The sequence below is a fragment of the Chryseobacterium sp. CBo1 genome, from assembly GCF_001693475.1.
Classification (GTDB): domain Bacteria; phylum Bacteroidota; class Bacteroidia; order Flavobacteriales; family Weeksellaceae; genus Chryseobacterium; species Chryseobacterium formosense.
In genome coordinates, this window is record NZ_MAUH01000011.1 from 14,166 (window position 1) to 26,237 (window position 12,072).

General features: G+C 34.4%; 11 protein-coding genes and 1 tRNA gene. 5 read left to right on the forward strand and 7 right to left on the reverse strand.

Features of this window, described 5'->3' with window-relative positions:
• Window positions 1-16: 16 nt before the first annotated feature.
• Both BA768_RS21450 and BA768_RS08190 read left to right on the forward strand, forming a co-directional pair.
• Window positions 17-1,777: an MFS transporter gene (locus BA768_RS21450; RefSeq protein ID WP_065720351.1), complete on the forward strand. Its 1,761-nt coding sequence runs from the start codon at window positions 17-19 to the stop codon at window positions 1,775-1,777.
• 2 nt (window positions 1,778-1,779) lie between these two features.
• Entirely contained in the window at window positions 1,780-2,835 is a 1,056-nt protein-coding gene (locus BA768_RS08190; RefSeq protein WP_065720352.1) for a DUF3810 domain-containing protein, read from the forward strand.
• Between the two features lie 545 nt (window positions 2,836-3,380).
• On the opposite strand, the gene BA768_RS08195 is transcribed toward BA768_RS08190, so the two are convergent.
• The 6 genes from BA768_RS08195 to greA all read right to left on the reverse strand — a co-directional run bounded on the left by BA768_RS08195 (window position 3,381) and on the right by greA (window position 9,359).
• Window positions 3,381-3,454 (reverse strand) — tRNA-Met (locus tag BA768_RS08195).
• Window positions 3,455-3,498: 44 nt separating this feature from the next.
• The gene (locus BA768_RS08200; protein WP_065720353.1) at window positions 3,499-4,782 is read right to left on the reverse strand and encodes a peroxiredoxin family protein; all 1,284 of its coding nucleotides are present in this window, start codon (window positions 4,780-4,782) and stop codon (window positions 3,499-3,501) included.
• A 368-nt stretch (window positions 4,783-5,150) separates the two neighbouring features.
• Window positions 5,151-7,154: a T9SS type A sorting domain-containing protein gene (locus BA768_RS08210; protein WP_065720354.1), complete on the reverse strand. Its 2,004-nt coding sequence runs from the start codon at window positions 7,152-7,154 to the stop codon at window positions 5,151-5,153.
• A gap of 72 nt (window positions 7,155-7,226) precedes the next feature.
• Window positions 7,227-8,414: an ATP-dependent Clp protease ATP-binding subunit ClpX gene (clpX, locus tag BA768_RS08215; RefSeq protein WP_065720355.1), complete on the reverse strand. Its 1,188-nt coding sequence runs from the start codon at window positions 8,412-8,414 to the stop codon at window positions 7,227-7,229.
• Between the two features lie 64 nt (window positions 8,415-8,478).
• Window positions 8,479-8,868, reverse strand: a complete 390-nt coding sequence (locus BA768_RS08220; RefSeq protein ID WP_065720356.1) for an HIT family protein — start codon at window positions 8,866-8,868, stop codon at window positions 8,479-8,481.
• Window positions 8,869-8,888: 20 nt separating this feature from the next.
• Window positions 8,889-9,359: a transcription elongation factor GreA gene (gene greA, locus BA768_RS08225; RefSeq protein ID WP_034679246.1), complete on the reverse strand. Its 471-nt coding sequence runs from the start codon at window positions 9,357-9,359 to the stop codon at window positions 8,889-8,891.
• A 108-nt stretch (window positions 9,360-9,467) separates the two neighbouring features.
• Here greA and BA768_RS08230 point away from each other — a divergent pair, with 108 nt between their 5' ends.
• From BA768_RS08230 to BA768_RS08240, 3 genes are all read left to right on the forward strand, one after another.
• A complete protein-coding gene (locus BA768_RS08230; protein ID WP_034679308.1) occupies window positions 9,468-9,926 on the forward strand; it encodes a hypothetical protein in 459 nt (152 codons plus the stop codon).
• Window positions 9,926-10,375: a D-aminoacyl-tRNA deacylase gene (gene dtd / locus BA768_RS08235; protein WP_065720357.1), complete on the forward strand. Its 450-nt coding sequence runs from the start codon at window positions 9,926-9,928 to the stop codon at window positions 10,373-10,375. Before BA768_RS08230 ends, dtd begins: the two co-directional genes overlap by 1 nt.
• A 213-nt stretch (window positions 10,376-10,588) precedes the next feature.
• Complete coding sequence (locus BA768_RS08240; protein ID WP_123947083.1) at window positions 10,589-11,470, forward strand: hypothetical protein; 882 nt, start codon at window positions 10,589-10,591, stop codon at window positions 11,468-11,470.
• A gap of 75 nt (window positions 11,471-11,545) precedes the next feature.
• Here BA768_RS08240 and BA768_RS08245 read toward each other — a convergent pair whose 3' ends face one another.
• A complete protein-coding gene (locus BA768_RS08245; protein ID WP_065720359.1) occupies window positions 11,546-12,061 on the reverse strand; it encodes a hypothetical protein in 516 nt (171 codons plus the stop codon).
• Between the last annotated feature and the right edge of the window lie 11 nt (window positions 12,062-12,072).

Here is a 12,072-nt window from a genome sequence, read left to right on the forward strand (position 1 = left end):
AAATTATTAATAATCTATGGATTCTAATCAACAGACCAAATGGTCACAATTTCTATCGTTAATTGTCGTATTTTTTTTCTGGGGGTTTGTTGCGGCAAATAATGATATACTGATCCCTGTTTTCAAAAAATGGTTTGTTCTTTCGCAGGTTCAGAGCCAGCTTGTGGCATGGGCTTTCTATGTTGCCTATTTTGTAGGATCTGTTATCTTCTTTATCATTTCCTTAAAAAGTGATATTCTCCAGAAGTTTGGTTACAAAAAAACTTTGGCGGTAGGTTTGTGTCTTTCTGCAGTAGGCGCATTTCTTTTTGTACCGGCTGCACTGGCTGCCAATTTCTGGTTTTTCCTGTCGGCATTATTTATTGTAGGATTAGGATTTTCTGTACAGCAGATTGTTGCCAACCCACTTGCCATTAAAATGGGAAGTCCAGAAACGGGAGCACACAGACTTACGCTTGCAGGAGGTATCAATTCTTTGGGAACCACCATCGGACCCATTCTTTTAGGAATTATTTTATTTGGAATGGGAAATAAAGAAGATTCTCAGCCAAAAACCGATCATTTATCAAAAATTGAAATTGTAAAAACTGAGTACCTCACTCATAAAAATGAGTTATCTCAGAACATTACTGAGCTTCAGAAAGATAAGCAGGATGATCCTGCAAAAGTACAGGAAGTTATAGCTAAAGTTGAAAAAAACATTTCGTCTTTAGATATAGAGATACAGTCTATTGATCAAAATCTTTCTGCTAATGATTCTCAGGTTGATGCATACACAAAAAAACTGGGTGAAATAAAAGAAAAATCCACCAGCATTCAATATCCGGTTGGCTTTGTAAAAGAACATCTTAAGCAGGTTAAAATGCCTTTTATTGGATTGGGTATTGCTTTCATTCTGGTAGCTATCTTTATGTTGTTTTCAAAAATTGAAGACCCTGCTAAAGAAGAAGAGGCAGCAATTGAAACCGGATCCACAAAATTCAGCATTTTAAAATATCCGCAGCTTTATTTAGGGATGCTTGCCATTTTTATCTATGTTGGTGTCGAGGTTTCTATTATCAGTAACCTTCCTGCATTGTTGCATACAAAAGAATTTGGAGGTATACTTGAACACAATATTGCCCCATTTGTATCATTATACTGGGGAAGTCTGATGATTGGAAGATGGAGCGGAAGTATCAACGTTTTTAAGATGTCTAAAACCACGAATACGGTAATGAAATTCATAGTTCCTTTTATTGCCTTTGCGATTATCATTTTCGCAAATGAACTCAGCGGTAAAGATGTTTCAAGTTTTTACGTGTACGCTTTCTGGATTCTGGCATTTATTATCATGAGTTTTATCGGAGGGAAAATGGCAGGAAAAACACTTATGATTTTCGGAATTGCAGGCGTGATCATGATGATCTTGGGACTGGTGTATCCGGATAAAGAAATTGCAAAATATTTCTTTATTTCAGGAGGTCTTTTTTGTTCCATCATGTGGCCGTCAATTTTTGACCTTGCGATTGCGGGACTTGGCAAAAACACAGGAAAAGCTTCTTCCTTCCTTGTCATGATGATATTAGGAGGAGGAATTATTCCGCTTATCCAAGGCTGGATTTGCGATTTTGATAAAACAAGCCCGGAAGGTATCATGGGAATCACATGGACGCACTTCTCTTACGTTATCCCTATCATTTGCTTTGCATACTTAGCTTTTTACGGCTTCTTAACACCGAGACTTCTTAGAAAGCAGGGAATTGTAATGGGTGAAACATCATCAGCAGGACATTAATTATGGTAAAATCATATCATAAAAAAAGATTTTGGGCGGGTATTTTACTTGCCCAATTTCTTTTGTTTTTTATTTTTTCAAAATTAAAATTTGCAGTTTCTTTTTTTGAAAACTTATTTGAGATTCAGAAAAAAATTCATCAGCTTTTGTTTGCCTGGATTCCTTTTTCGATTGGAGATGTAATCTATGTATTGTTCGGAATTTTTTTGGTGTATTTAATCATTAAATTATTCCGAAAGAAAACAAGAAACAATGCTTTATTAAACATTTTAATTGTTTTAAACATCACCTATTTCATTTACCAGATTTTTTGGGGAATGCTCTATTTCCAGACTCCGATTATTTCAAAACTCCCAAAAGCAGCCATTACCCTTGAAAAAAGAAAAGCTTTAGCTCTTGATTATTTAGAAAAAGCGAAAGCAACAAGAAAATTAGTTCAGGAAGACAAGGATGGGGTTTTTATGATTAAAGATCTAAAATCGATAGAGAAAGAAATTTTACAGCAGCAAAAAAAAATTCCAAATTTTATAACAAACAAACAAACTGATAATATAAATTCATTTAAACCTAGTTTATTTGAGAATGTAATGAGTTTTACAGGGATTCTGGGATACTACAACCCTTTTACCGCAGAAGCACAATATAATACCGAATTACCGTCTTCTTATCTGCCTTTTACATTAGCTCATGAAAGTTCTCATCAATTGGGTTTCGCAAGAGAGCAGGAAGCTAACTTTATCGGGTATCTGATTGGGACAAACTCCACAAATACGGAATTGAAATACAGCACAGAATATTTTACGTTAAAAAGCCTTCTAAACTCGATCATCTATGAAGATGAAAAATTTGTGAAAAATATTTTGGATCGTTATTCTGATGAAATGAAACGCGACAGACTTAATGAAAAGAAGTTTATTTCGGAGCATCAAGGATTGCTTAATGACTTTTTCGGTTTCACCAATAATCTTTTCCTAAAAAGCAATCAGCAAGAAGGATCTGTTACTTATTCTTATTTCATCGATCTCTTAGTTCGTTATAAAAGTATCAGCAAAAAATAAAAAAAGAATCGTATCAGGCGATACGATTCTAAAAACACAAATGATGAAAAAAAATTTATTACCTTGACTTGTTCCCTCATTCAAGGCTTTGTAAAATTACAATATTATTTTTAATTTCAAAATGCTACAATACTTTTTCTTACAATTTTATGAAAAATTTATGATTTGAAAGTTTAAGATTTTATATTTATCTCTAAATATAGATTTACAGTTAACGCTAAAATATTAATTTTGCGAATAAAATTAATAAAATTTACTTTAAACAATAATATTTTTTAAAAAAAATAAAAATAGCATACGAATAAAAAAAATTAACCAATTTTAATATAAAAATGCAATTTTATGAAGCTAAGCAAACTTGAAATTGTAGTTTTAAAAGAAAAATAAGTACAAATTGCTTCAGTAAGAAGCATAAAATATAATTTTCAAGAAGAAAATGAAATTTTCGATGGGCATTTGTTACTTCGCAAAAATTTAAAGCAAAGTTTTTTCATACGATAGATCAAAAAAAAAACCATAGATAAAAATCTATGGTTTAAAATATGTAGCGAAGACGGGAATTGAACCCGTGACCTCAGGGTTATGAATCCTGCGCTCTAACCAACTGAGCTACCTCGCCGTTTTGGTGGTGCAAATATAGAAAATATTTACTAACCTCCAAAATTATTTTAGCTTTAAATATTCCAAAACATCTCCAACATGATTTGGCTTGCTGATTATCTTATTGTTAGCATCCAAAATAAAATAAGTAGGTGTTGCATGAATATTGTAAGTTTCCGCAAAAGAACTGTTCCATCCCCTCAATTCCGAATCATTGATCCATGGAAAAGCAGCAATTTTTGTGGTATACGAATTTTTATCTGTGTCTAAAGACAGGCCTATTACCTGGATATTTTTATCCTGAAGATCTTTATATTTTGTCAACAGTTTTGGTAATTCATTTTCACAATGAGAACAAGTGGAAGACCAAAACACAATTACCTTTTTATCAGCTTTTACATCCGCAATAGTCTTTGCTGTAGTATTGACAGGTGAATGGAATTTATAAGCCGGAAAAACAGCTCCCAAATCGGTTGCAGCATTAGATTTTAAAGTTGATGCAAGACGATCATTTATCGTACACTTTAAATTTTTAGCAAGAGTAAGATATTTGGTCTTGAATTCGTTCATGTCATAGACATCAAAAATATCGATCAATTCAGAAAGAACAGTCTGTCCTCTCGGAGTTTCTACATTCAATCTATTGATCAGTGTATCCACAGATGTGCTGACATTTGTATTTCCTCCTACATTCAGATATGAAACCAAAAGAGGTCTTAAAAGCGAGGAGCTCTCCAACATATCATTCGATTTATCAATAAAGTTTACAATTTCTTCCTGAGTTGCCTTTTTAGAAGAATCGTTAGAAAGAAATTTGTTGTAATTTTTATTATAATAATATACGAAAGGGTTTTTAGTCTGGTCAACTGAATTTGTACCAGACAATTTTCCCATTTCACTGATTAAAGCTTTTCCAAACTCGGTATTATCTTTATAATATTCTTTAATCTGAGCTAAAGCAGGAAGTATGATTTCTTTTTTTTGAGAATATTCCTGTATATTATTCATCAGCTCATTTGCTTCGTCAAGATAAGTGATATTCTGGATTTTATTCGCTTTTGTTTCCAGCTTAATGTTTACATTTTTATTTTCCGAAATAAAGCTTACAGAATTATTGGTATTGGGAAAATATATTTTCATCATCCCGGAATAATTTTTTGGATATTTAAAAGTCCATGAATTATTCTTATTTTTTTCTTTGGTAAAAATGATGTCTTTAGAACCATTCAGAGTATACAATACAGCATCCTGTTCATTAAAATCTGGCTGAGTCTGTATATTAACAGAAAATTGTGCATTCATTGAAAATGCAAATACAGTTCCTGACAGCATAAATATCTTTTTCATAAGTAGATATTAATTATTTTATAGTAATAATCACATTATTCAAATACCTACTTCGGTATTCGTAGTGATTTAATATGTAAAAATAAAAAAACTCTCCGACTAATCAGAGAGCTTTACATATTTTAATATAATTTTTATATTTTTTGAGTCCTGTATTTTGTAGCGAAGAAACCAATTCCAAGAATTGCAACTGCAGCCAAAATATAAACATACATGTCAATCGGAGAAGTCGGACTACAAGGAGGTGACCCTGCAATTGGAGCCCCACACGGCACACCTGGACCATTTGATTGAGCATTCACTAAACTAAAAGACACAACAAATAGTGCTAAAAGTATTTTTTTGTCGAAAAATCTCATCATCATGTTTTATTTAATTAATATTTTGGAGTTTACAATAGTTCCGTCATTACCTACAACTTTAACCACATATACAGCTTTAAGTTGAGAATCTAGCTTTATAACATAGTCAGTATTCGTTTTAACAGATTTCTCTGAAACAACTAGTTTTCCGCTTGCATCAAATACTTCAATAGAAGCAGATTTCCATTCCGGATCAAATCGAACGATATAATTATCGATAGCAGGATGATACGTAATCAAAGTTCTAGATTGAGGTTTAGCTTCACCAGTACCCAAAACACTCTGAGGAGCACCGTAGTATAGACCATAATTGGTATTTGAAACAGGAATTACATCTCCTTGTTTAATCTGTACAGCCTGACCATTTGCTACTGAATAATAGAATCCTGTTCCGCCTGAAAGAACATGAGTATTATTTGCAACCAAATTTGCATTATCTCTGATCTCAAACTTTAATGAAGCTACATTATTACCGAAAACACTCATGTCAATTCTCTTACCAAGATAATTGGTTTCGTTTGCTTCGTTAATGTATAATCTATAAGTAGAAGAGTAATTAGGATCAATTCCTCCTGTAGCACTTTCTTCAAAAGTCTGAATAATTGCAGACGGAGTAGTAACTGCCTGAACAGAACTTGTATTAGAGTTTTGGATATGACCGGTAGCATAATCAGGAGAAACCACATAATAAGTTTCACCAATCTGATTACCATTAGCGTCTAAAGCTAAAACTCCTAACTGTTTAATCGTTCCGTAGTTTGTATTTTTAGCAGCTGTTACACCATATGAAGTGGTGGCAGCTCTTGGAGTAGCACTGAATCTTCTTAAATTATCAAAATCTAGCAGTTGATCTGTTCCATTTCTTAATTTAATTTTGAAAGTACCCAAAGGTTTTATAACAAGCGCATCATAATTACCGTTTGGCACTCCACTTGCCGAAAAAGTAAGATTTTGAGTTGTCGCATACGATGATGTTGTACCTGTAGTTGAATTATAAACTACATTCTGGGGATCTACACTTATACCCCAAACATTGTTTCCAAAATCATTGTTATCCGTAACTGCAGTTCCTTCGTCATAAGCTATCAATGACAGGTCAATATTCGTTAAATATGGATTTGAGAATTGATAGGTAAATTTCCCCCAATCTCCTGTCCAAGCCGTTGCTGTACTAAAGCTGTCGAATATATAAGTTTTATATTGCTCGTAATAGAAATTCTGATTGTTCCCCGTTCCTAAACCGAAAGAAACGGCTGTTTGCGGAGCTGATGTTAATGGAATTCTGTTTGCTCCCTTAATTCCATCAGCAAAAGGAGAACCTTTAACTGTGTGAAGAGTTTCCGTAGTCCAGTTTGTAGTTCCTGCTGTAAAATACGCTGTTCTGTCTGCAGCGGCAGTTACACTTGTAGGAGATAGAGCATCAATGGTAATACCCGGCTGAGTGAAACTAGTGATTGGAGCAGTTGCTGGTGTTGATCCGTCCCATCTAAGACTAGCATTATTCCATTTCAGGATTTCTCTTCCACCCCATCTTGTATTATTGAATGCATTTGCTCCGCCACCTAGTTCAGTACCTAAATCAGAGAAAGATTTTCCGATGAAAGGAATACCAAACTGTTGATATGCACCGTGCTTTGTAGCAGCATACTCTTTATCAACAATACCAGTAATATTTTCCTGAGGAATTCCTGTAATGTAAAGCTGACCGTATGTTGCACTTACAGGTGCACCAGGATTCAGACGAAGAACAATATTTGTACCGTCTGTCTTTGGATTTGTTGCAGTAGTGGTAATGGTTCTAAGAACATCTGATGAACCGTTACCCACGACCATCATATTTCCGTAAAGATCAATATTTCCAGAACCTCTTGTCTGAAGACCGCCTCCGTTATAAACAAGAGTTCCGTTACTCACATACATCTTAGCAGTATTGTCTACATGAAGTAGTACCTGCGCCTGAACAGATAACCCAATCGCTAAAAGCCCTATAGTTAATAAATTTTTTTTCATTGTATCTCAGTTTTTGTGTTAGTACAATATTCTATGCAAAGATATAATTTTTTTCTAAAAAAAAAGTTAAAATTATTTATTAATCAAAATATTATCATTTGTTAATATTATTTCATCGTGATCACCTACCGTAAACATGTAGTCTTCAAGCACCTTTTCGGTGGTTCCGCGAAGTCCTCTTGCTCCTAAACCCTTTTCCATAGTTTCATCGACGATACTTTCTATTGCTTCATCAGTGAAGACTAATTTTGTCCCATCCATCTTAAAAAGTTCCACGAACTGATTGACGATTGAGTTTTTAGGCTCTTTCATAATCCTAATCATCGTTTCTTTTGTAAGTTTTTCGAGATATGTGATGATTGGAAATCTTCCCAAAAGTTCGGGAATTAATCCGAAAGAACGAAGATCGATGGCATTAATATTTGTTAATACATATTCATCCTCTTCTGCTTTATTGATTTTTTCTGCACTGAAACCAATTGCCTGCTTATTCATTCTTCTTTCAATGATTTCTTTAATACCATCAAAAGCTCCGCCAGCAATAAATAAAATATTTTGTGTATTCACCTGAATGTATTTCTGATCCGGATGCTTTCTTCCACCCTGTGGCGGAACATTTACGATACTTCCTTCAAGAAGCTTCAGTAAACCCTGCTGAACACCTTCACCAGAAACATCTCTCGTGATACTCGGATTATCTGATTTTCTAGCAATTTTATCAATCTCATCAATAAAGACAATTCCTTTTTCTGCTTTTTCGACATCATAGTCAGCAACCATTAAAAGTCTTGAAAGAATACTTTCCACATCTTCACCGACGTATCCCGCTTCCGTAAGAATCGTTGCATCAACAATACAGAAAGGGACATTTAATTCTTTAGCAATTGTTTTAGCCAAAAGTGTTTTTCCTGTTCCTGTCTCACCAATCATAATGATGTTGGATTTCTCCAACTCTACCTCTCTATTCTCATCTTTTGCATGAAGAAGCCTTTTATAATGGTTGTAGACCGCAATTGCAAGTTGTTTTTTAGCCTGATCCTGCCCGATAACGTATTGATTCAGAAATTCTTTAATTTCTTTAGGTTTTTTAAGCTCATCAATACTTTCTGCAGGTGAAAAACCGGCAGAAGAAACTGTATCTTTTACAATGGAATGAGCCTGCTCGATACAGTTTTCACAAATAAAGCCATTTTGTCCCGAAATCAGCATCTGCACTTCATTTCTTTTCTTACCACAGAAAGAACATTGGTTTGGATTCATTTTAAATATAGATATTTTAAAGAAAATCGTAAAAAATTACTTTTTTACGATTCTCTGATATTTGTTAAGAATTAATAATTGAATTTTGAATTTCTGAATATTCTTCCGGGCTGAGTTTCAGCCTTTCGTTTCTGAAATTCATATCTTCCATTTTGTTTAAAGGAATTAAATGAATATGAGTATGTGGAACTTCTAATCCCACTACTGCCACTCCTACTCTTATGCAAGGAACTGCATTTTTCACTTTTTTGGCAACTTCCTGAGCAAATACCCAAAGACCTTTGTATTCCTCTGTTTCCATATCGAAAATAAGGTCTACTTCTTTTTTAGGAACAACCAATGTATGACCTTTTACCAAAGGCATCGCATCAAGAAATGCCACGAAGTTTTCGTCCTCTGCAATTTTGTATGCAGGAATTTCGCCATTGATAATTTTAGTGAAAATCGTACTCATATTATCTTCATTAAATTTATCTACAAAGTTATTTCTAAAACTTCAAACGACAATTTATTTCCGTTTGGAAGTACAATTTCTGCTGCCTCACCAACAGCCTTACCTAATAAACCTTTAGCAATAGGGGTATTTACTGATATTTTCCCGCTTTTCAGATCGCTTTCATTATCAGGTACCAAAGTGAAAACCTGTTCTTTTTTAGTATCTTTATTTAGAAGTCTTACCGTTGTAAGAATAGAAACCTTTGAGGTATCTAGCTGGCTTTCATCTATAATTTTTGAGACTGAAATCACATCTTTCAGTTTAGAAATTCTCATTTCAAGCATTCCTTGTGCTTCTTTAGCGGCATCATACTCTGCATTTTCAGACAAGTCTCCTTTATCTCTTGCTTCTGCAATCTGTTGAGTAATTTTTGGTCTTTCAATCGTTTCCAGCTGCTCCAGCTCGGCTTTCATTTTGTCCAAACCTTCCTTGGTTACATAGCTTGCCATAATCTTAAAATTTTGTTTTAGTATAAAAAAATTATCCGACATTTGCCGGACAATGTTTTTGCGTGTTAATCGTTATTGTTCTACAAATATATAAAAATTTATATTCAAATGAAAAAAACTTTCTCAATCACATCAATTTTCATCTTACTGACATTCAGCATTTTAAATATAAATTCCTGCAGTAACCGTGATGATACGGTAAGCTGCTTTCCTTTAACGCCGATCAGTGTCAATTTAAACCTAAATCTTGCAGCATATAACAACCTCAACTTCGTTGGAGGATGGATTTATGTGGATGAACAACAATCAGGAACAAGAGGCCTTATCGTCGTAAGAACGGCAGACAACCCTGCATCATTTAAAGTGTACGACAGAAATGCACCTCATATTTGTCCGGAAAACAATACAACCTTAGAAGTAAAAGATGGCATCAGCATTATTTGCCCAAAAGACAACGCAACATGGATCTTATTAAGCGGACAACCAACTACAGGATCTTCTCTACCACCTAAAACGTATTTCTGGAATTACGATGCAGCGACAAAAAATTTAAGCTTATATAATTAATGAAGGTTGTAGTACAGAGAGTTTCTGAAGCTCACGTAAAAGTAGATGAAGAAATAGTAGGGAAAACAGGAAAAGGCTTTATGCTTTTAATAGGAATTGACGAAAATGATGAAAGAACAGATGCAGACTGGATCGTTCAGAAGATTCTGAACCTTCGTATTTTTGGCGATGAAAATGGCAAACTCAATTTATCTATAAAAGATATTGAAGGAGAAATTCTGTGCATCAGCCAATTCACTTTAATTGTAGATTACAAAAGAGGCAACAGACCTTCCTTCATTAAAGCTGCAAAACCAGAAAAAGCTATTCCTCTATTTGAATATTTCAAAACCGAACTCTCAAAATCTGATCTTAAAGTTGAAAGCGGAATTTTTGGTGCAGACATGAAAGTCTCATTGATCAATGACGGACCAGTAACGATTGTAATCGATTCATTTACAAAATCGTAGACATCTCAATCTATACAATAATTATCATTATCTAATGAATTATGAACACACAATAGAGACAATCTATAAAATTCGCAAAAAATACCACATATTCATACCTGGACATCCGTATTTATACGGAAAAACGAAATAATTCATAAAAAAACACAATTTACGTTAACGATATAGTATTTTTTTATTACCTTTAGGAACCGAAACCTAAAACTCTTTAATATGAAAAAATGCTATTTTATCATGCTATTTTTTATGCTAGGTTATAGCATAAACGCTCAAGTGGGAATTAACACCGATAATCCCAAGTCGACCTTACACGTTCAGAAAAGAACAGAACTCACTTTTGCTGACGGAGTTATTCCTCCAAGAATTTCTGGAGATTCACTGCGACTGAAAGAAGGCGCTTATGCTGCAGCGCAAAATGGTGCCATTGTATATGTCACTTCTCCCGCGGTTACAACTGGACCGAAGACATCAGGAGTTAACAGTACCGGTCTGTTTATCTATGATGCGGCTGCATCAAACGGTATAGGAACCGGACTTTGGAATAAAATACCTGCAAGTGACATAGGAATGTCTAACGGAACTTATGCTGCAAAATTTGCAGGAAACCTTTCTCTTGTCAATATAAGTCTTGGCTTATTCACAAGTACTTTTAACTACCTTCCATTAAGCACTACAAGCGGAACTGTTACAACCGAAATCGCTTCTCCACAGATTGTAAACAATGAATATATAGTACCGTCTACAGGTCTTTATCATATTGATTACAGCTTCAGGACAGGACAAGGTATTTCAGCACAACTTCTAGCAAACAATCCGCCGGGAATTGCTATTGTAAAATCTGTAGGAACAGGAGGAACTGCCGTAAATACGCTATTAGATTATAGAGGTTTTGGAGGCGTTAATCTGCTTGATTTATCAGCAGTAGCTCTGCTTAATCTTGTTGTCATTAATATAACTCTTACACAAGGACAAATAAGCCATATTTATCAACTTAACGCAGGAGACAGACTTCGATTTGGTCTGGTACAAGGTGGTCTTAACTTAGGAGCTATTTCAGATAAATCTGCCGAACTTGCTATTTACAAAATCAGATAACACAAATTCACCATACTCATATACAAGAAAAGCTTTCCAATGACGGAAAGCTTTATTTTTTTGTTTAATAATAAACTATCTTACAGGTACGCTGCTGAAATTAAGCGATACTTTCAAATTCATATCGGAGGTCGTCTGGTTTTTCAGTTCATAAACCGTTCTTACCGTTAAACCCGTACTCTTCACGATACTATCCAGAAAACCGCCATCATTGTTAAGGTCTAAATTTAAGCTTGAAGAATTCGTCGAAATATCAGATCTTGAAGCTACGAGTTTTTCGTTCGTACCGTTTGATGAAATATAAACCTTTACAGATTTCAGAGCATTTAAAGAACCTCCTGTCGGTGAAACCACAGAAATTTTAGCATCAGAAATTCTTACATCTTTTATCTGCGCATTATTGTTTCCTCCTACCCAAGTCTGCACGTTCGATGCAGTGGCAGTGGAAGAAACTTCTTTATTTGCAGGAACTCCCGTAGAAACCAAAACATTGGCAGTGTAAGGAAAAGTATTCTGTACGATCGACTGTACTGCTCCACAGCTTGCTAAAGCCATTGAAGAGAATATTGCTAATGAAAATATATTTTTCATAGGATTAAAAT